Here is a 19,754-nt window from a genome sequence, read left to right on the forward strand (position 1 = left end):
TCCGGTGGCTCAGGGCGCGTGCAGCGCGTCGAGGATCTGGCGCCGCAGCTGCGGCAGCGCGGCGTAGGGGTCGGGGGGAGGTGCGAGCGACCGCAGGGCGTCGAGGCGCGCGCGCACGCCCTCCAGCGCCTGCGGGTGCGGGAGGATCCAGAAGCGGCGTTCGGCGATGGCCTCGAAGGTCAGTTGCGCCACGTCCGCGGCGGTGGTCTTCGCCGAGGACACCGCCTTGTCGACCAGCGACTGGCCCACGGCGGCCGCGCGGCTGTGGGTGCGCAACGCCCGCGGGTCGCGGTTGCGGTCGGCCCGGGCAATCCCGGTGCCGACCCAGGAAGGACACAGCACCGAGCAGCCGACACGGTCGCCGACCAGCGACAGGTCCTGGTGGAGCGTCTCCGACAGCGACACCACGGCGTGCTTGGCGACGTTGTACGGGCCGGTCAGCGGCGGATTGACCAGCCCCGCCATCGACGCGGTGTTGACCACGTGGCCGCGATAGGCCGGCTCCTTGGCGGCGACCTCAAGCATGCGCGGCACGAAGGCACGCACGCCGTGGATCGTGCCCCACAGGTTGACGCCGAGCACCCACTCCCAGTCCTGGACGCTGGCTTCCCAGACCATGCCGGTGGTGCCGACGCCGGCATTGTTGAACAGCAGGTGGACCGCGCCGAAGCGCGCCCAGGTGTCGTGCGCCAAAGTCTGCATGGCATCGCCGTCGGCAACGTCCAGCCGGCGCTGCATCACGGTCGCGCCCTTGGCTTCGAGCCTGGCCGCGGTCCCGGCGAGCGCGTCGGCCTGCACGTCCACCAGCACCAGGGCCATGCCGGCATCGGCGGCCAGGCGCGCGAACTCGCGGCCGAAGCCGGAGCCGGCGCCGGTGATCACCGCCACCTTGCCGCGCAGGTCGCCCATGGCCGCCATCGCGCTCATACCGCCGTGTACCCGCCGTCGACCGCCAGCACCTGGCCGGTGATGTGCGCACCCGCGTCGGAGGCGAACAGCAGGGCCGCGCCCTTGAGGTCGGCATCGCCGCCGAGCCGGCGCAGCGGCGCATTGCCCATCAGCGCATCCTCGCCCAGCGCGCCGATCACGCCCTGGCTCATCTTCGAAGGGAAGAACCCGGGCGCGATCGCGTTGACGGTGATGCCGCGCCCGCCCCACTCCGCGGCCAGCGCGCGGGTCAGGTTCACCACCGCGCCCTTGGAGGCGTTGTAGGCGGCGGTCTTGAGCAGGGCGCCGGCATTGCCGCGCAGTCCGGCGACCGAGGCGATGTTGACGATGCGGCCGCTGCCGCGCGGCAGCATCGCGCGCCGCGCCACCTGCTGCGACAGCGCGAACAGCGCGCGCACGTTGAGGCCGAAGACCTTGTCCCAGGCCTCGAGCGGATAGTCCTCGGCCGGCGCGCCCCAGCTGGCACCGGCATTGTTGACCAGCACGTCGATGGCGCCGAACGCGTCCAGCGTCGCCTCGACCAGGGTCTCCGCGCCGCCATCGGCGGCGAGGTCCACCGCGCAGGTCTCGGCGCGGATGCCGCGGCTGCGCAGGTGCACCAGCGCGGCGTCGAGCTCGTGCTGCTTGCGCGCGGCGATCATCACCGCGGCGCCGTGGTCGCCCAGCGCCTCGGCGATCTGCAGGCCAAGGCCGCGCGAACCGCCGGTGACCAGCGCGATGCGTCCGTCGAGGTCGAACAGGGTGCGGTGGCCGGTCATCGGCTCAGGCCACCTCGAACAGGCCGGCCGCGCCCTGGCCGCCGCCCACGCACATGGTGACCACGACGTACTTCACGCCACGGCGCCGGCCCTCGATCAGCGCATGCCCGATCAGGCGCGCGCCGCTGACCCCGTAGGGATGGCCGACCGCGATCGCGCCGCCGTTGACGTTGAGCCGCTCGTCCGGGATGCCGAGACGGTCCATGCAGTACAGCACCTGCACGGCGAAGGCCTCGTTGAGCTCCCACAGGCCGATGTCGTCGACCGTGAGCCCGGCGCGCTGCAGCAGCTTCGGCACGGCGAACACCGGGCCGATCCCCATCTCGTCGGCCTCGCAGCCCGCGACCGCGAAGCCGCGGAAGATGCCGAGCGGGCGGATGCCGCGGCGCGCGGCCTCGGCGGCCGACATCAGCACGCTGGCCGAGGCGCCATCGGAGAACTGGCTGGCGTTGCCGGCCGAGATCACGCCGCCGGGCAGCGCCGTGCGGATCTTCGACACGCCCTCATAGCTCGTGTCGGCGCGGATGCCTTCGTCGGCCGAGAGCGTGACTTCGCGCGTGCCCATCGCTTTCGTCACCGGATCGGCCACCGCCTGGCGCACGGTGATCGGCACGATCTCGTCGTTGAAGCGGCCGGCCGCCTGCGCCGTCGCGGCGCGCTGCTGGCTTTCCGCGCCGTAGCGGTCCTGGCGTTCGCGGTCGATGCCGTAGCGCCTGGCGACGTTCTCCGCCGTCTGCAGCATCGGCATGTAGATCGCCGGATGGTGGCGCTGCATCCAGGTGTCTTCCAGCATGTGCTGGTTGATGGTGTTCTGCACCGTGGAGATGCACTCGACTCCTCCGGCCACGAAAACGCCGGTTTCGCCCGCCACGATGCGCTGCGCGGTCTGCGCGATCGCCTGCAGCCCCGAGGCGCAGAAACGGTTGACCGTGGTACCCGGTGCGCTCGACGGCAGGCCGGCGCGCAGCGCGATCTGGCGGGCGATGTTGCTGCCGGTGGCGCCCTCGGGCCAGGCGCAGCCCATGACCACGTCTTCGATCTCGGCCGGGTCCACGCCGGCGCGCTCGACCGCGTGGCGCACCACGTGGCCGCCGACCGTGGCGCCGTGGCTCAGGTTGAGCGCGCCCTTCCAGCTCTTGGCCAGGCCGGTGCGCGCGGTGGAGACGATGACGGCTTCGTTCATGGCGGGACTCATGCAGCGGCGGCGCGCGGGCGCGCGACCGGATCGTTGAAGGAACGGCCGGCGTCGGCCAGTTCGACCAGCAGCGGCGCCGGCTCCCAGGCCTCGCCACGGTGGCCGCGGGCATGGCGGCGCATCGCCGCCAGCACGTTGTAGAGGCCGACCTGGTCGGCATGGAACATCGGACCGCCGCGCCAGGCGGGGAAGCCGTAGCCGGCGAGGTAGACGATGTCGATGTCCGAGGCGCGCGCCGCGATGCCTTCGGCGAGGATGTGCGCGCCCTCGTTGACCAGGGCGTAGACCAGGCGCTCGACGATCTCCTGGTCGGAGATCCCGCGGCGCGTGATGCCCAGCGCCTTCGACTGCTCGACGATCATCGCCTCGACCTCGGCCGACGGATGCGGCGTGCGGTCGCCGGGCCGGTAGTCGTACCAGCCCTTGCCGGTCTTCTGGCCGTAGCGGCCCATCTCGCACAGCAGGTCGGCGTTCTTCGCATAGACCATGTCCGGCTGCTCGAGGTAGCGGCGCTTGCGGATCGCCCAGCCGATGTCGTTGCCGGCGAGGTCGCCCATCCGGAACGGCCCCATGGCGAAGCCGAACGCCTCCATTGCGCGGTCGACCTGCTGCGGCAACGCGCCTTCCTCGAGCAGGAAGGTGGCCTGGCGCGAGTACTGCTCGACCATGCGGTTGCCGATGAAGCCGTCGCACACGCCCGAGACCACGGCGGTCTTGCGGATCGCCTTGGCCATCGCCATGGCCGTGGCCATCACGTCCTTCGCCGTCTTCGCGCCGCGCACCACCTCCAGCAGGCGCATGACGTTGGCCGGGCTGAAGAAGTGCAGGCCCAGCACGTCCTGCGGGCGGCGGGTGAACGCGGCCACGCGGTCGACATCGAGCGTGGAGGTATTGGTGGCGAGGATGGCGCCGTCCTTCACCACCGCGTCGATCTTCTCGAACACCGCCTGCTTGACCGCGTAGTCCTCGTAGACCGCCTCGATCACGAGGTCGGCATCGGCCAGCGCGGCGTAGTCCAGCGCGGGCGCGAGCAGGGCCATGCGCTGCTCGACCTGTTCGGCGGTCAGGCGGCCCTTCTTCGCGCTGCCCTCGTAGTTGCGGCGGATGGTCGCCAGGCCGCGGTCGAGCGCCTCCTGCGAGGTCTCCACGATCGACACCGGGATGCCCGCGTTGAGGAAGTTCATGGCGATGCCGCCGCCCATGGTGCCGGCACCGACGATGCCCACGCGCGTGACCGGGCGCGGCTTCACGTCCGGGCCGATGTCGTCGATGCGGCTGGCCGCGCGTTCGCCGAAGAAGGCGTGGCGCAGCGCGCGCGATTCGGGCGAGTTCACCAGCACGGTGAAGCCCTCGCGTTCGACCGCCATGCCCTCGTCGAAGGGGCGCAGCGAGGCGGCGACCGCCTCCACGCAGCGCAGCGGCGCCGGATAGTTGGCGGACGCCGCGGCCACGCCCATGCGCGCCCAGGACAGATAAGCCTGCGCATCGTCATGTTCGACTTGGCGGTCGCGCACGCGCGGGTGCGCGGCGCCCGCTGTGATCCGTTCGCGCAGCAGGGCGATCGCGGCCTCGACCGGATCCCCGTCCACCACGCTGTCGAACAGGGCGGTGCCGGCGAGCCGCTCGGCCGCGACCGGCGCACCCGACACGATCATGTTCAGCGCGGTCTCCAGTCCGACCGCGCGCGGCAGCCGCTGGGTCCCGCCGCCGCCGGGGAGGATGCCGATCCTGACCTCGGGCAGACCGACCTCGACGCCGCGGAGCGCCACGCGGTAGTGCGCGCCCAGCGCCAGCTCCAGCCCGCCGCCGAGGGCGGTGCCGTTGATGGCGACGCAGACCGGCTTGGCGCTGGACTCCACCACGGCGATGACGTCGTGCAGGTCGGGCGCCTGCCCGGCGCGCGGCGTGTCGAATTCCTTGATGTCGGCGCCGCCGGAGAAGAAGCGGCCGCCGCCGGTGATGACGACGCCCTGGATCGCGTCGTCGGCATTGGCGGCCTCCACCGCCTCGGCCAGGCCGCGGCGCACGTCCAGGCCCAGGCCGTTGACCGGCGGGTTGTCGAAGGTGACGACGGCGATGCCGTCATGCAGTGTCGTGGTTACGGCCATGTCGTTGTCGGCACCGTGGCGTGTGGGGAAAGGACGTGGCGGGCCGCGGGACTCATGCCGCGGCTCCTGCGCGCTGCGCGAAGCGCCAGCCGAGCCCGGCCAGCATCGGCACCTGCGCACCGAAGCGCGCCGCCTGCGGATCGGTGGCCATGCCGGCGCGCGCACGCGCGCCGACGCCCTGCAGGATCGCGGCGAGGCGGAACAGGTTGTAGGCCAGGCAGAAGTCCCAGTGCTCGCCCGCGCGCAGCCCGGTGCGGCGCTCGTACTCGCGCACATACGCCTGCTCGTCGGGAATGCCGAGCGCGTCGAGGTCGAGCCCGCCCAGGCCGGGCAGGAAGCCGGGCGCGATGTGCCAGGTCATCACGTGGTAGCCGAAGTCGGCCAGCGGATGGCCGAGCGTGGACAGCTCCCAGTCCAGCACCGCGCGCAGCCGTGGCTGGCCTTGGGCGAAGATCAGGTTGTCGATGCGGAAATCGCCGTGGACCAGCGCCACCGGCTCATCGTCCTCGCGCGGCACGGCGCCGGGCAGCCAGGCGACCAGCTTCTCCATCGCGGCAATGTCGCCATCGCGACTGGCGACGTACTGGCGCGTCCAGCGGTCGATCTGGCGCGCGAAATACCGGCCGGGCCGGCCGTAGTCGCGCAGGCCCAGCGCGTCGACATCCAGCTGGTGCAAGTCGGCAATGGCCGCCAGCATCGCGTCGTAGCGGCGCGTGCGGCCTTCGGGCGGCAACTCCGGCAGCGCCGGGTCGCGGAAGATTTCGCCGTCGACGAAATCCATGATGTAGAAGCCGGCGCCGACGATCGACTCGTCCTCGCACAGGGCGTGCATGGCCGCGACCGGCACGGCGCTCCCGGCCAAGGCCTGCTGCACGCGGAATTCGCGCTCGATCGCATGCGCCGAGGGCAGGAGCTTCTCCCGCGGGCCGGGGCGCGCGCGCAGCACGCAATCGCGCGCGGCGGTCCGCAGGCGCCAGCCGGGGTTGGAGCGGCCGCCGGCGAGGCGCTCGACGTGCAACTCGCCGTCGAACCCCTCGAGGTGTGCGCGCAGCCAGGCCTGCAGGCGCGCGGCATTGGCCTGCACCGCCGGGAAGGCAGCGCTCATGCCGCTGCCCTCACCAGCACGCCATCGCGCAGCACCGGCACCACGTCGCAGGTGTCGCAGGCCGCGGCGTGCGCGATTTCCGCGTCCAGGCCCGCGCCCGACAGCATGCGTCCGACCCGCGACGTGGACAGCGCCTCGCCGGGATTCATGCCCAGGCTGGCGAACTCCGCCGCCAGCGCCGCGTCGCTCGGCGCGTAGACGCCGGCGGCGCGCAGCGCACGCACCAGGTGGCCGGCACCGACGAAGTCCTCGAGGCTGAAGCGCCCGAGCGAGCCCGCGCACAGCAGCAGCACCGGCTGCCCGGAGTGGCGCGCAACGACGTGCCGCGCCAGCGCGCCGGCGTTGCCCAGCGCACCCGCGTAGACCGCCGCCGCACCCGTGCAGGCAGCGATGGCGCGGGTTCCGTTGGTGGTCAGGTAGACCAGCTCGCCGCCAGCAGCCAGGTGCGGCGCCAGCGCCAGCGGCGTGGCCGGGGCATGCCCCGGCAGGGTCCGCGCCATGTATTCCCCCGCCACCACCACGCCGGGGCGGCAGGCCGCGGCGGCGCGCGCGTCGTCGTCATCGCGCGCCGGATAGACGGCCGTGGCGCCCGCACCCAGCGCATGCACGATCGTCGAGGTCGCGAACAGCACGTCGATCACCACCACCACCCGCCCCGCCAGGCGCGCCGGGTCGACGTCCTCCCGGCGGACGAGCACATGAAGCGAGGGCGGCAAGGCGACTGGCTGCATCGGTCTGTGATTCCGTATAGTGGAACTGACTTCTGTATTTCGGAACTACTCTAGGCTGGCAGTTCCGGCTACGCAACCGGTACATGTGCTGCGATGCAGCAGTTTCACTGGCGAAAACACGCGACTTGCGGCCCGCCGCATCCCCGAATAGGATCAACCCCCATAATGGAATCAAGTTCCATAAGGCGAAACTGATGGACCTCACCCCCTCGTCCCGAGCACGCGAACTCGAGCGCAGCCTGCAGGACTTCCTGCAGCGCCGCGTCTGGCCGAACGAAGCGGCGCATGCCGAAGAGGCAGCGGATGCCCGCGCCGCCGGCGACCCCTGGCAGCCCAGCGCCGTGGTGGCGCAGCTGCAGGCCGAGGCCCGCGCCGAGGGCCTGTGGAACCTGTTCCTGCCCGACTCGCCGCGCGCGCCGGAGGGCCTGTCCAATCTCGACTACGCGCCGCTGTGCGAGCTGATGGGCCGGGTCTACTGGACGCCGGAAGTGTTCAACTGCGCCGCGCCCGACACCGGCAACATGGAGGTGCTGGCCCGCTTTGGCAGCGAGGAGCAGCAGGCGCGCTGGCTCGACCCGCTGCTGGACGGCCGCATCCGCTCGGCCTTCCTGATGACCGAGCCGGACGTGGCTTCGTCGGACGCCACCAACCTCGAATGCGCGATCCGCCGCGATGGCGACGAGTACGTCATCGACGGGCGCAAATGGTACGCCTCCGGTGCCGGAGACCCGCGCTGCGCGGTGTACATCGTCATGGGCATCTCCAGCCCGGACGCGGACCGCCACCGCCGCCACTCGATGATCCTCGTCCCCGCGGATACGCCGGGCATCACCGTCGAGCGCGCGATGGACGTGTACGGCTACGACGACGCGCCGCACGGCCACATGCAGGTCGCGCTGGTGAACGTGCGCGTGCCGGCATCGAACCTCATCCTGGGCGAGGGCCGCGGCTTCGAGATCGCCCAGGGCCGCCTCGGTCCGGGGCGCATCCACCACTGCATGCGCGCGATCGGACTGGGCGAGCGTGCGCTCGAGGCGATGTGCCGGCGGCTGGCCGCGCGCCACGCGTTCGGGCGGGCGGTCGTCGAGTATTCGGTCTGGCGCGAACGCATCGCGCGCTCGCGCTGCCTGCTCGACCAGGCGCGGCTGATGGTGCTGAAGGCGGCCCGCATGATGGATACCGTGGGCAACAAGGCCGCGCGCGCCGAGATCGCGATGATCAAGGTGATCGCGCCGCAGGCCGTCGAACAGGTGATCGACTGGGCCGTGCAGGCCCACGGCGCCGCCGGCGTGAGCCAGGACAGCTTCCTGGCCAAGGCGTGGGCGCATACCCGCACCCTGCGCCTGGCCGATGGCCCCGACGAGGTGCACCACGAGTCGATCGCCCGTCTCGAACTGCGCAAATACCGTGCGGAGGCCGGCTGACATGGGCAATCCCAGGCGCGATCCGCGATCACTGGCCGAAGCCGACGGCGGCACCCCACTGGTGAACTCGGTGGTGCGCGCGTTCTCGATCCTGCGCTGCTTCGAACACGGCCGTGGCCGCGGCGATGGCCGCTTCCTCGGCAACCAGGACATCGCCCGGCGCACGCAGCTGCCCAAGGCCACGGTGTCGCGGCTCACGCAGACGCTGGCCGCGCTGGGGTACCTCGAATACGCGCCAGCGCTGGAGAAGTACGCGCTCGGGCCTGCCGTGCTCGGGCTGGGCCACGCCTACATGGCCGGCCACGACGTGATCGACATCGCCCAGCCGCTGATGCAGGAACTGGCCGACTACACCCAGGCGGCAGTGATGCTGGCCGTGCCCGAGGGCCTGCGCATGCTGCTGCTGGACGTCTGCCAGGGCGATGCGATGTTCAACCTGCGGCTGGAGAAAGGCTCGCGCGTGCCGCACGGCACCACCGCGCTGGGCCGCGCCGACCTGGCCGCACGTCCGCGCGAAGTGTTCGAACAGCGCCTGGCCGAACTCGAGCGCACCAGCACGCCGGAGGCCTGGCCGAAGATCCGCGCCGGCATCGAGCGCGCGCGCAAGGACTACGAGACCTACGGCTTCGTGTTTTCGCTGGGCGACTGGAACCCGGACGTGTTCGCGGTCGGCGTGCCGATGGCCTCGGCCGACGGCAGCCGCCATTTCGCTTTCAACATCAGTGGCCGCGTGTCGGTGATGACGCGCGAGAAGCTGGTGCAGGACTTCGGCCCCCGGCTGGTCGCATTGCGGAACCGCGTGTACGAGGCCGCCGAGGGGCGTTTCTAGAACCGGGAGGAAGCAGCAGGATGAGAGCGGTCGTCTGCGAGGCATGGGGCACACCCGACACACTGCGCATCGGCGAACTGCCTTTGCCCGAACCGGGGCCCGGGCAGGTGCGCGTGCGCGTGCACGCGGCCGCGGTGAACTTCCCGGATGCGCTGATGGTGGCCGGGAAGTACCAGTACCGGCCGGAGCTGCCGTTCGCGCCGGGCCTGGAATTTTCCGGCGTGGTCAGCGCGGTGGGCGAAGGCGTGGACACCCTGCGCACCGGCGACAAGGTGGTCGGCACCGCAACGCATGGCGCCTTTGCCGAAGAGGTGGTGGCCGAGGCCGGCCACGTCGTGGTGCTGCCCGCCGACACCGGCGACGAGGCCCTCGCCGTGGCCGCCAGCTTCCTGCTGACCTACGGCACCTCCTGGCATGCACTCAAGGACCGCGCCCAGGCCAAGGCGGGCGAGACGCTGCTCGTGCTGGGCGCCGGTGGCGGCGTGGGGCTGGCCGCGGTGGAACTGGGCAAGCACATGGGCCTGCGCGTGATCGCCGCGGCCTCCAGCGCGGATAAGCGCGAGGCCGCACGCTCGCGTGGCGCCGACGCCACGGTCGATTCCGGCGTGGAGGACTTCCGCGACCAGGTACGCACGCATGCCGGCAAGGGCGGCGTCGACATCGTCTACGACCCGGTGGGCGGCGCGCTGACCGAAACCGCATTGCGGACCCTGGCCTGGGGCGGGCGCCACCTCGTGGTCGGCTTCGCCGCCGGCGACATCCCGAAGGTGCCCGCCAACCTGCTGCTGCTCAAGGGCACGGCGCTCGTGGGCGTGTTCTGGGGCGACTTCGTGCGCCGGGAGCCGGCGGCCAGCGCCGCCAACACCCGCCAGCTGCTCGAGTGGCTGCGCGACGGCACCCTGCAGCCGCTGGTCTCGCAGCGCTATCCACTGTCGAAGGCACCGGCCGCACTGGATGCCCTGCTCGCCCGCGAGGCCGTGGGCAAGCTGCTGGTCCTGCCACACCTCGCCGACTGAGGCACCGCCTGGCACATCCACAGGAGCCGACCATGCAACGTTCCCCGCACTGGCCGCCCGGCCTGCCCCACCACCTCGAGCTGCCGCAGACCTCGCTGTACGACAACCTCGCCGTCAGCGCACGGCGCTATCCGCAACGGCCGGCGACCATCTACTACGGCCAGCCGCTGGACTACGCCACGCTCGATGCGCAGGTCAACGCGCTCGCGGGCTACCTGCAGCAGCGCTGCGGCGTGGCGCGCGGCGACCGCGTCGCGCTGTTCATGCAGAACTGCCCGCAGTTCGTCATCGCCTTCCACGCCATCCTGCGCGCCGACGCGGTGGTGGTGCCGGTCAACAGCATGAATCGGCTCGAGGAAGTGCGACACATCGTCCGCGACAGCGGCGCGCGCACCGCGCTGGTGGCGCAGGAACTCACCCCCGAGCTGCTGCCGCTGCGCGGCGAACTGCTCGACCACGTCGTGGTCGCGACCTACTCCGACTACATCGACGCCGACACCGACCTGCCCCTGCCCGAGGTCGTCACCTTCGCGCGCGAGCACTTCGATGGCGCAGTCGCCTGGCAGGACGCACTGGACGAGCAACTGACGCCCTCGCCGCACCTGGCCAGGCCCGACGACCTCGCCGTGATGCCCTACACCTCGGGCACCACCGGCCATCCCAAGGGCTGCCTGCACGCGCACCGCACGGTGATGCACACCACGGTGGCGGGCCCGGAGTGGTGCTTCGCGCCCAAGGACACGGTGGTGCTGGCCTGCCTGCCCATGTTCCATGTCACCGGCCTGCAGAACGGCGTGACCACGCCGGTCTGGCGCGGCAACACCATCGTGGTGATGACGCGCTGGGACAAGGCCTGCGCGGCGAGGCTGATCGAGCGCTACCGCTGCGGCTCGTGGACCGCGATCCCGACCATGCTGATGGATTTCCTGCACCAGGACCTGTCCGCCTTCGACCTGTCCTCGATGCGCATCCTCACCGGCGGCGGTGCAGCCATGCCCAAGGCGGTGGCCGAGCGCATCCGCCAGCTCTGGGGCATCGACTACGTGGAAGGCTATGGGCTATCGGAAACCATGGCGCCGACCCACCTCAATCCCGTGCACCGGCCCAAGGCGCAGTGCCTTGGCCTGCCGATCTTCGACGTGGATTCGCGCGTGGTCGATCCGCTGACGTTCGAGGAACTGCCCGCGGGCGAGGTGGGCGAAATCGTCAGCCACGGCCCGCAGGTGATGCTGGGCTACCACGGCCGCCCCGCCAACGACCCGCAGACCTTCGTCGAGATCGACGGCAAGCGCTTCCTGCGCACCGGCGACCTGGCCTACGTGGACGGTGAGGGCTACTTCTTCATGGTCGACCGGCTCAAGCGCATGATCAACGCGTCCGGCTACAAGATCTGGCCGGCGGAGGTCGAAACCCTGCTCTACGGGCACCCGGCGGTGCAGGAGGCCTGCGTGATCGGCATGCGTGACCAGCACCGGGGCGAAAGCGCCAAGGCCGTGATCGTGCTGCGCGAAGACCACCAGGTGACCCCCGACGACATCATCGAGTGGGCACGCGGCCACATGGCCGCCTACAAGGTGCCGCACGAGGTGGAGTTCCGCACGGCGCTGCCGCGCAGCGCGACCGGGAAGGTGCAGTGGCGCGCACTGCAGGAAGCCGAAGACGGGCGGCCGTCGTGACCGGCGCGCCCCAGCCACCGGTGGTGGAAAGCACCGGCTGGCGCTGGGGGCCGTTCACCTTCCGCCTGCCCTTCCTGCACACACGTCCGCACTGGCCGGAAGTCGCCCAAGGGCTGCTGGTCGCGACCGCGACCGGCCTGGCCCTGGTGCCGATCCTGATGGGCTATTTCGGCATGTCGTTCGAGGAAGGCATCGCCACCTCGCTGCTGGTCAGCACCCTGATCGTGATCTCGCTGTGGGTGTTCGGCGATCCCTATGCGCCGGGCTGGATCACGCCGGCGCTGCCGCTGGTGCTGGCCTTCGTGCTGGCACGTTATGAGACGCCGGAACTGCGCTTCCAGGCGATGACCGCCCTGTCGCTGTCGTTCGCGCTGCTGGTATTCGTGCTCGGTATCACCCGCGCCGGACCACGCCTGATGGCGTGGCTGCCGCCGACGCTGCGCGCCACCATCCTGATCGGCTCCGCGCTTGCGGCGTTCCGCCAGGTGTTCGTGACCGATGCGCCGCGCTTCCTTGAGCAGCAGCCGGTGTCGATCCTGCTGGCCTGCGCGATCTGCCTGGTGGTGGTGTTCTCCGCGCCGCTGCAGCGGATGCAGGGCCGCATGCCGTGGCTGCGCCACCTGGTCGCGCTGGGCCTGCTGCCGGGCTTCCTGGCGGCCGCCATCGTCGGTCCACTGGTGGGCGAAGTGGTCTACGACGTGCAGTGGGGCTGGCTGCTGCCACCGGTGGGCGACGCACTGGCGAAGATGTCCCCCTTCTCGATCGGCTGGCCGCCGCTGTCGATGTACGTGGACGCGCTGCCACTGGTGCTGCTGACCTATGTCATCACCTTCGGCGACTGGGTCACCGGCGAGGCCGTGATCCGCGACGCGCAGCCCGCGCGCCCCGACGATCCCATCCGCATCGATGCACGCCGCTCGCACCTGGTCCTGGCCGTGCGCAATGCCGCCTCGGGCCTCTTCGCGCCGCTCTTTCCCACCCAGGGCGCGTTGTGGGCAGGCGTGCACGTGGTCGTGGTGTCGCGCTGGCGGCAGGGGCCCAAGGCCATGCGCGACCTGCACAGCGGCCTGATCTCCTATTACATGATGGGCCTGCCGGTGATCTATTTCCTGCTCCCACTGCTGACCGGGCTGCAGCCGCTGCTGGGCGTGGCACTCGCCATCACCCTGGTGACCACCGGCTTCGCCTGCGCCTACATCGGCATGGGCATCGCGCGCACCAATGCCGAGCGCGGCAGCGCGGTGCTGGGCGGCGTGGCCCTGTCGCTGTTCGACCCCTGGATCGCGCTCGCCGCCGCGGTGGCCTGCTGGTGGCTGCTGGTGGGGCGCGAACCGCGGACGGCCGCGTCGGCGCCTGGCGCCGCGGAGGACCACGGATGAGCACGCGCGCCGACTACCGGCACTTCCTGTCCATTCCCACGCGCTGGAAGGACAACGACGTCTACGGCCACGTCAACAACGTCGAGTACTACAGCTACTTCGACACGGTGATCAACACCTACCTGATCACCGAAGGGGGCCTGGACATCCACCGCGGCACCGCGATCGGCCTGTGCGCCGAATCGCACTGCCGCTTCCTGCGCGAGATCGCCTTCCCTGGCAGCGTCGATGCCGGCCTGCGCGTGGAGAAGCTCGGCAACAGCAGCGTGCGCTACGGCATCGGCCTGTTCCGCTCCGGCGAGGACGCGCTGGCGGCGGAAGGCTGGTTCGTGCATGTGTTCGTCGACCGCGAGAGCCGCCGCAGCACGCCGATCCCCGACGCCATCCGCACCGCGCTCACGCCGTTGCTGATGGAGGCGGCCACGTGACCACGATGCGCGCCGCGGTGCTGCGCCGGACGGGCGCGACGGCGCCGTATGCCGCCTCGCGGCCGCTTGCGATCGAAACCGTGCAGCTGCAGCCACCGGGCCGTGGCGAGGTGCGCGTGCGCGTGCGCGCGGCGGGCCTGTGCCACTCGGACCTGTCGGTGATCGACGGTTCACGGCCACGGCCGTTGCCGATGCTGCTCGGGCACGAGGCCACGGGCGAAGTGGTCGAACTCGGCGAAGGCGTCTCCGGCCTGCGCCTGGGCGACCAGGTGGTGTTCTCGTTCGTGCCGATGTGCGGCCACTGCGATCCATGCGCCTGCGGCCGCCCGGTGCTGTGCGAGGCCGGCGCGGCCGCCAACGCCGCCGGGACGCTGCTCGACGGCGGCGCGCGCCTGCGCGATGCCGACGACGCACCGCTGCACCACCACCTCGGCGTCTCGGGGTTCGCCGAGTACGCGGTCGTCTCCGGGCACTCGGCGGTGCGCATCGATGCCGACCTGCCGCCGTCCATCGCCGCCCTGTTCGGGTGTGCGGTCATGACCGGCGTGGGGGCGGTGGTGAACACCGCCGGCGTGCGCCCGGGCGAGTCGGTCGCCGTGTTCGGCCTCGGCGGCGTGGGCCTCTCGGCCCTGCTGGGCGCAGCTGCCTGCTCGGCCTGGCCGCTGGTCGCGGTGGACGTGGTGCCGGACAAGCTGGCATTGGCGCGCGAACTGGGTGCCAGCCACTGCATCGACGCACGCACGGGCGACGTTGCCGCGCAGGTGCGCGAGGCCACGGGCGGCGGCGTCGACCACGCCATCGAAACCGCCGGCGACGAACGCGTGCTCGCCGCCGCCTACGCCGCCACCCGTCGCGGCGGCTGCACCGTCACCGTCGGCCTGCCTGCTCCCGACCGCATGTTCAGCGTGCCGGCCGTGGGCCTGGTGGCCGAGGAGCGCACGGTCAAGGGCTCGTACATGGGCTCGGCCGTCCCGCGACGCGACATTCCCCGCTACATCGCCCTGCACCGCGCCGGCAGGCTGCCGGTGGAGCGCCTGCTCACGCATACCCTGGCCCTCGATGACATCAACGCAGGCTTCGACCGCCTGGCCTCGGGCGAAGCGATCCGGCAGGTGGTGCTGTTCGACTGAGCGGGCGCTTCGCGGTGCCGCGGCCGAACGTGCGCGTGGGTACGCCGGGATGGCGTGTTCGAGCACATGCCCTTGGACCGGCCGCCCCGCCGCCGCAGCGACCGCGCGATCAGTCGCGCAATTTCAGCGTGGGGTGTTCGTCCAGCGTGCCGTCCTCGTTGATCACCACGTGGCGCGTGCCCGCCTGGTCGAACACCACCGGGATCGGCGCCTGGAACAGCGGCCGGCGCACGAACGCCAGTCGCCAGCCAAAGATCTGCAGCGCTTCCAGCGTGACGAGCTGTGCGGGCGCCAGGCCTTCGCACAGCCGCGCGGAGTCGTTCGCTGGCACGGACCGGCGGCGTTCGGGCGTGCGGATGACCGGCGGATGGGGCCGGGTCCCCCAGGGTCCGGTGATGACGGTGGACTGTGCGGTGTGTGGCATGCGGCTACTCGGAAAACGGGATCAACCGGCATCCCCATGCAAGTGTCGTGCCGGGCCTCGCTTCACCAGGCCGCCTCAGCCCGCAGCGTCACAGCGCGGGCCGCCGTCGGCATCACCCGCATCGGCGAGGCAGCGCTCGCGCGCGATGCGCTGGCGGACCTCACCTTCCAGGCCGCCGAGGCCCCAGCGGCGGCCCTCCTCCACCGCGGACGCATCGTCCGCGCCCTGCAGCCAGGCCGCGCGCAACGCCACCAGCGCACCCACGCGGTTGCCGCTGCCGCAGTGCACCAGCGCGGGTCCGTCGGCGGCCTGCAGCAGCTGGTCGAAGGCCAGCACCGCCTCCCGGTCGAGATCTCCGGCACCGGCGATGGGCAAGGTGTCGTAGCGCATCCCCGCCCCCCGCACCGCGGCCGCCTCGTCAAAGCCTGGCGTTTCGGAAGCCGGCGCGAGATTGATGACATGGCGGATGCCGGCGGCACGCAGCGTGGGAACCTCGGCCGCTGCGATGCGGCCGCCGGAGCGGAATCCGGCGACGGGGCTCTTGAAGCGATCGAGCACGGGCGATTGCATGGTCATCTCCTGGTGGGTGGGGGCGCGCGGCGCATCGCCGGGCGTGCCGCAGGCGGAGAGCGCGGCGGCCAAGGCGATCAGCGACATGGTGCGTCGTGAGGTCATGGCAGGGAATCCGGTGCTCATCGGGCATGCACCTCCCCGGCACAGAAGGCGGCATGCAGCGCCTCCAGCACACCCACCGCCGGTCCATCGGCCAGCGAGTAGTGGATGCACTGCGCTTCGCGCCGGGTGTGCACCAGCGCCATGTCCCGCAGCACGGCCAGGTGCTGCGACAGCGCCGAAGCGCCAAGTCCCGTAGCCGGCTGCAGTTCGCCCACGGTGCGCTCGCGCTCCACCAGCTGGCACAGCACCAGCAGGCGGGCGGGATGGGCCAGCGCCTTCAGCAGGGCGGCCGCCTTGCCGGCGTGGGCGGCCATGTCGGCCGCCAGCGTGTCTGGACCAGGCGGGTCGGAAGTGGACGTGGGCATGGGCGGGCGACTCGCTTGACAGGGCCGGGGAAGCGCCCCTACTTTAGCGCTTGCTAAACAACATGGGAAGCCCACGATGGATCCGCAGGTGGAAAGCTTCTACGACCAAGCCACGTCCACGTTTTCGCACGTGGCCTACGACCGCGACGGAGGCCGCGCAGCAATCGTCGACCCGGTGCTGGATTACGACGCGGCCACCGCTCGCACGTCGCTCGACTCGGCGCAGCGGCTGCTCGAGTTCGTGCGCGCGCACCAGCTGGACGTGGAGTGGATCCTCGAGACCCATGCGCATGCCGACCACCTCTCCGCCGCCGCCTGGCTCCGTGCCGAGACCGGCGCCCGCGTTGCCATCGGCCGGGGCATCACCGGCGTGCAGGCACGCTTCAAGGCGGTGTTCGGCCTGGAAGACGCGTTCGCAGTGGACGGCCGCCAGTTCGACCGGTTGTTCGCCGATGGCGACACCTTCTCCATCGGCGAGCTCCCGGCTCGCGTCATCGCCACCCCGGGCCATACCGACGACAGCCTGACCTACGTCATCGGCGATGCCGCCTTCGTCGGCGACACCGTGTTCGCGCCCGACACCGGCACCGCGCGCGCCGACTTCCCTGGCGGTGATGCGGCCACGCTGTACCGCTCGATCCGCCGCCTGTTCGAACTGCCGGACGACACCCGCGTGTTCCTCTGCCACGACTATCCGCCGGACGGCCGCGACGCGCGCGCGGAAACCTCCATCGCGGCCCAGCGCGAGCGCAACGTGCACCTGGCCGGCGACGTCGGTGAGGCGGCCTTCGTCCGCATGCGCAACGAGCGCGACGCGGGACTGGCGGCGCCGAAGCTCATCCTGCCCTCGCTGCAGGTCAACATCCGCGGGGGCGACCTGCCGCCACCAGACGCTGATGGCGTGCGCTACCTGCGGCTGCCGCTGAACCGCATCGGCAAGGACATATGAGTACGACCTGGCTGATGGCGCTCGCAGGCGGCGTGCTGATCGGACTGGCCGCCACGCTGCTGCTGTGGCTCAACGGCCGTGTTGCCGGCGTCAGCGGCATCCTCGCAGGCGTGGTGTTCCCGCGGCACGGGGAGGTGGCGTGGCGAGTCGCCTTCCTCGCCGGTCTGGTCCTGGCGGGCGGCGCGTCGATTGCGCTGTTGCCGGGCATCGCGACCCCGCGCGAAGGATTCCCGCCACTGCTGCTGGTGGCTGCGGGCCTGCTGGTGGGCTTCGGCACCAGCCTCGGCAACGGCTGCACCAGCGGGCACGGAGTGTGCGGGCTGGGCCGGCTGTCGCTGCGCTCGCTGGTGGCGGTGCTCACCTTCATGGCCACGGCGGTGGCGACCACATGGGTGGTGCGCCACGCGGGAGGCTGGGCATGAAGCGATTCGTCGCTGCGGCGTTCGCATCCGGTGCGCTGTTCGGTGTGGGGCTCGCGATGTCGGGCATGACCGATGCGCGGCGCATCCTCGGCTTTCTCGATGTCACCGGCGCCTTCGACCCCACCCTCGCGTTCGTGCTCGGTGGCGCGGTGGCGACGACCCTGCTGCTGTTCCGACCGGTGCTGCGGCGCGGGCGCCCCCTGTTCGCGGACGACTTCCGCCTGTCGCAGCTGCGTCAGGTGGATGCGCGGTTGCTGGCCGGGGCCGCGCTGTTCGGGATCGGCTGGGGACTGGCCGGTTACTGCCCGGGCCCTGCGCTGGCGGGCCTGGGCGTGGCTTCAATCGAGGCCCTCTGGTTCGTGCCCGCGATGGTCGCGGGCATCGTGATGCAGCGGGTGCTCAGCCGCGAAGCTCCGTCCCGGTAGGCACGCACCCGCGCCTTCACGCTGCGTCCACGTAAGCGAATGCCAGCTGAAGGCGTCACCGGGTGCAGGAATAAACGGGGCTATATTCGACCCCCCAAACGTAAGGAGGATTGCCATGTTCCCGACCAGGAAACATTGTGTGATGGCGCGGACCCTCGGCGTGGCGATGGTTGCCGCCGTCGGCCTCTCCGCATGCGCAACCTATGACGACGAGTTCGCAGGCATCAACTCGCGCCTCGACCGCCTCGATACGCAGGTGCAGGGTGCGGCCCAGAGCGCCGAATCCGCCAACCAGGGCGCGCAGCGGGCCAATCAGCGTCTGGACCAGATCGAAGGTCGCGTCCAGCAGCTGGAAGCCTCGCCGCGCCGCGTGCCGCGCGGCTGAGTGCGCGCCGGGACAGGTCGCGCCCAGCGGCCTGTCCCTGCCCGTGGCCCCTGCTGGCCACCGGTGCTGTTGTATTGACTGTTTCCGTTTCCAGGGCCGATCCCATCCGTAACCCTCACCCCCTTCCGATCCGGACCGCCCAGGTCGTCCTGGCCCTGGCACTGGCATCCGCAGGCTTCACTGGCGTGACACTGGCCCAGGATGCCGTTGCCGCAGATCCGGCGGTCGCCGCCGCTGACCAGCTTCCACCGGGACAGGACGTGTCGAGCACGGTGATCGACCTCGCGGGCTGGGTGGTCGCGTCCAAGGACAGCCAGGGCTATCCGTTCGCCGTGATCGACAAGGCCGCCGCGCAGATCCTGGTATTCGGCGGCGACGGCCGCCTTCGCGGAGCCGCACCCGGGCTGTTCGGCTCGGCGGTCGGCGACCACACGGCCCCCGGCATCGCCGGCCTCGCGCTGCGCGAGATTCCCGGCCGCGATCGCACGACTCCCGCCGGCCGCTTCGTCGGCGGCTACGGCCCGTCGATCGACGCCGGCCGCGTGCTGTGGGTGGACTACGAGTCCGCGGTCTCGATCCATCCGACCGCGACCGGCGTCCCGGCCGAGAAGCGCGCCGAACGGCTGGCGTCGCCGACGCCGGATGACAACCGCGTCACCCACGGCTGCATCAACGTCTCGCCCGAGTTCTATGAGCAGGTCGTCCGCCCGACTTTCGAGCGGGGTGGGGTGTTCTATGTGCTGCCGGATGAGGATCCGATCGGGGAGACCTTCCCGGAGTTTTCGCAGAGTCCAACCACCACGGCAACCGGGGCCGGCAAGCGCGGCCGATCCGCCGGGCAGTGACTGTCGCCCGGGGGCGGTACGTGGCCACTGTCGGTCGTTCCGGTTCCTTCCACGCTGCGTGAGCCTGAAGCGGCAGCCCCCTGCCCCGCAACCTGCATTCGGTCTGATGGCGCGGATCCAACCTATACTCGGGCGCACGCACAGTCCGGGAAGGCATGGGTGAGCCAGGACATCGAGGAACTGCAGGCCGCGCTGCGCCGCTTCGCCGACGAGCGCGACTGGGGCCAGTTCCATTCGCCAAAGAACCTGGCCGTCTCTCTCTCCCTCGAAGCTGCGGAAGTGCTGGAGCACTTCCAGTGGCTGACTGAAGCGCAGAGCCGAACCCTCGACGATGCGCGCCGCCAGGCCGTTGCCCACGAAATAGCCGACGTGCTGCTCTACCTGCTGCAGCTCTCCGACCGGCTTGGCATCGACCCGATGCAAGCCGCCCGCGAGAAACTGGCGTTGAACGCCGAGCGCTATCCCGCCGACAAGGCCAGGGGCACGAGTCGGAAATACACCGAACTCTGAACCCCGCGAACGACGGAGGGAGGCTGT

The 19,754-nt window shown here is 71.2% G+C and carries 22 protein-coding genes; 13 read left to right on the forward strand and 9 right to left on the reverse strand.

Annotated elements, in window-relative coordinates; all coding sequences use genetic code 11:
* Window positions 1-9 precede the first annotated feature (9 nt).
* The 6 genes from JG616_RS03410 to JG616_RS03435 are packed head-to-tail and all read right to left on the reverse strand — an operon-like array spanning window position 10 to window position 6,845.
* Window positions 10-927 carry an SDR family oxidoreductase gene (locus JG616_RS03410; protein WP_199361067.1) on the reverse strand — a complete coding sequence of 306 codons (918 nt, stop codon included), beginning with the start codon at window positions 925-927 and terminating at the stop codon, window positions 10-12.
* Window positions 924-1,706, reverse strand: coding sequence for an SDR family oxidoreductase (locus JG616_RS03415; protein ID WP_199361065.1), 783 nt, complete (start codon window positions 1,704-1,706; stop codon window positions 924-926). The genes JG616_RS03410 and JG616_RS03415 overlap by 4 nt, the downstream gene beginning before the upstream one ends.
* Before the next feature lie 4 nt (window positions 1,707-1,710).
* Window positions 1,711-2,889 (reverse strand): acetyl-CoA C-acyltransferase, encoded by a 1,179-nt coding sequence (locus JG616_RS03420; RefSeq protein ID WP_199391680.1) that lies wholly within the window; start codon window positions 2,887-2,889, stop codon window positions 1,711-1,713.
* An 8-nt stretch (window positions 2,890-2,897) separates the two neighbouring features.
* On the reverse strand, window positions 2,898-5,009 hold the full coding sequence (locus tag JG616_RS03425; RefSeq protein ID WP_199361060.1) for a 3-hydroxyacyl-CoA dehydrogenase NAD-binding domain-containing protein: 2,112 nt from the start codon (window positions 5,007-5,009) through the stop codon (window positions 2,898-2,900).
* 52 nt (window positions 5,010-5,061) lie between these two features.
* A complete protein-coding gene (locus JG616_RS03430) occupies window positions 5,062-6,114 on the reverse strand; it encodes a phosphotransferase family protein (protein ID WP_199361058.1) in 1,053 nt (350 codons plus the stop codon).
* Entirely contained in the window at window positions 6,111-6,845 is a 735-nt protein-coding gene (locus tag JG616_RS03435; RefSeq protein WP_199361056.1) for a 2-phosphosulfolactate phosphatase, read from the reverse strand. Before JG616_RS03435 ends, JG616_RS03430 begins: the two co-directional genes overlap by 4 nt.
* A gap of 194 nt (window positions 6,846-7,039) precedes the next feature.
* On the opposite strand from JG616_RS03435, the gene JG616_RS03440 reads away from it, so the two are divergent.
* The 7 genes from JG616_RS03440 to JG616_RS03470 are packed head-to-tail and all read left to right on the forward strand — an operon-like array spanning window position 7,040 to window position 14,727.
* Complete coding sequence (locus JG616_RS03440) at window positions 7,040-8,269, forward strand: acyl-CoA dehydrogenase family protein (protein WP_199361054.1); 1,230 nt, start codon at window positions 7,040-7,042, stop codon at window positions 8,267-8,269.
* Between the two features lies 1 nt (window position 8,270).
* Complete coding sequence (locus JG616_RS03445) at window positions 8,271-9,098, forward strand: IclR family transcriptional regulator (RefSeq protein WP_199361051.1); 828 nt, start codon at window positions 8,271-8,273, stop codon at window positions 9,096-9,098.
* A gap of 20 nt (window positions 9,099-9,118) precedes the next feature.
* A complete protein-coding gene (locus tag JG616_RS03450) occupies window positions 9,119-10,114 on the forward strand; it encodes an NADPH:quinone oxidoreductase family protein (protein ID WP_199361049.1) in 996 nt (331 codons plus the stop codon).
* A 32-nt stretch (window positions 10,115-10,146) separates the two neighbouring features.
* Entirely contained in the window at window positions 10,147-11,790 is a 1,644-nt protein-coding gene (locus JG616_RS03455; protein ID WP_199361047.1) for a long-chain-fatty-acid--CoA ligase, read from the forward strand.
* The gene (locus JG616_RS03460) at window positions 11,787-13,169 is read left to right on the forward strand and encodes a hypothetical protein (protein WP_199361045.1); all 1,383 of its coding nucleotides are present in this window, start codon (window positions 11,787-11,789) and stop codon (window positions 13,167-13,169) included. The genes JG616_RS03455 and JG616_RS03460 overlap by 4 nt, the downstream gene beginning before the upstream one ends.
* Window positions 13,166-13,597, forward strand: a complete 432-nt coding sequence (locus JG616_RS03465; RefSeq protein WP_199391681.1) for a thioesterase family protein — start codon at window positions 13,166-13,168, stop codon at window positions 13,595-13,597. Before JG616_RS03460 ends, JG616_RS03465 begins: the two co-directional genes overlap by 4 nt.
* A gap of 5 nt (window positions 13,598-13,602) precedes the next feature.
* On the forward strand, window positions 13,603-14,727 hold the full coding sequence (locus JG616_RS03470) for a zinc-dependent alcohol dehydrogenase family protein (RefSeq protein WP_235972946.1): 1,125 nt from the start codon (window positions 13,603-13,605) through the stop codon (window positions 14,725-14,727).
* Window positions 14,728-14,836: 109 nt separating this feature from the next.
* On the opposite strand, the gene JG616_RS13595 is transcribed toward JG616_RS03470, so the two are convergent.
* From JG616_RS13595 to JG616_RS03485, 3 genes are all read right to left on the reverse strand, one after another.
* Window positions 14,837-15,151, reverse strand: coding sequence for a hypothetical protein (locus tag JG616_RS13595; RefSeq protein WP_234446591.1), 315 nt, complete (start codon window positions 15,149-15,151; stop codon window positions 14,837-14,839).
* Window positions 15,152-15,226: 75 nt separating this feature from the next.
* The gene (locus tag JG616_RS03480; protein ID WP_199391683.1) at window positions 15,227-15,808 is read right to left on the reverse strand and encodes a sulfur transferase domain-containing protein; all 582 of its coding nucleotides are present in this window, start codon (window positions 15,806-15,808) and stop codon (window positions 15,227-15,229) included.
* A 35-nt stretch (window positions 15,809-15,843) separates the two neighbouring features.
* On the reverse strand, window positions 15,844-16,191 hold the full coding sequence (locus JG616_RS03485; protein WP_199361038.1) for a metalloregulator ArsR/SmtB family transcription factor: 348 nt from the start codon (window positions 16,189-16,191) through the stop codon (window positions 15,844-15,846).
* A 76-nt stretch (window positions 16,192-16,267) separates the two neighbouring features.
* Here JG616_RS03485 and JG616_RS03490 point away from each other — a divergent pair, with 76 nt between their 5' ends.
* The 6 genes from JG616_RS03490 to JG616_RS03515 all read left to right on the forward strand — a co-directional run bounded on the left by JG616_RS03490 (window position 16,268) and on the right by JG616_RS03515 (window position 19,727).
* Complete coding sequence (locus JG616_RS03490; protein ID WP_199391684.1) at window positions 16,268-17,140, forward strand: MBL fold metallo-hydrolase; 873 nt, start codon at window positions 16,268-16,270, stop codon at window positions 17,138-17,140.
* Window positions 17,137-17,562, forward strand: coding sequence for a YeeE/YedE thiosulfate transporter family protein (locus JG616_RS03495; RefSeq protein WP_199361033.1), 426 nt, complete (start codon window positions 17,137-17,139; stop codon window positions 17,560-17,562). The genes JG616_RS03490 and JG616_RS03495 overlap by 4 nt, the downstream gene beginning before the upstream one ends.
* Complete coding sequence (locus JG616_RS03500) at window positions 17,559-17,987, forward strand: DUF6691 family protein (protein ID WP_199361031.1); 429 nt, start codon at window positions 17,559-17,561, stop codon at window positions 17,985-17,987. Before JG616_RS03495 ends, JG616_RS03500 begins: the two co-directional genes overlap by 4 nt.
* Window positions 17,988-18,102: 115 nt before the next feature.
* Window positions 18,103-18,372 carry a hypothetical protein gene (locus JG616_RS03505; RefSeq protein WP_199361029.1) on the forward strand — a complete coding sequence of 90 codons (270 nt, stop codon included), beginning with the start codon at window positions 18,103-18,105 and terminating at the stop codon, window positions 18,370-18,372.
* A 185-nt stretch (window positions 18,373-18,557) separates the two neighbouring features.
* Complete coding sequence (locus JG616_RS03510; RefSeq protein WP_343224982.1) at window positions 18,558-19,217, forward strand: hypothetical protein; 660 nt, start codon at window positions 18,558-18,560, stop codon at window positions 19,215-19,217.
* Window positions 19,218-19,376: 159 nt separating this feature from the next.
* Complete coding sequence (locus JG616_RS03515; protein ID WP_199391685.1) at window positions 19,377-19,727, forward strand: nucleotide pyrophosphohydrolase; 351 nt, start codon at window positions 19,377-19,379, stop codon at window positions 19,725-19,727.
* Window positions 19,728-19,754: the final 27 nt, after the last annotated feature.

The sequence above is a fragment of the Luteimonas sp. MC1895 genome (assembly GCF_016457215.1).
Lineage (GTDB): Bacteria > Pseudomonadota > Gammaproteobacteria > Xanthomonadales > Xanthomonadaceae > Luteimonas.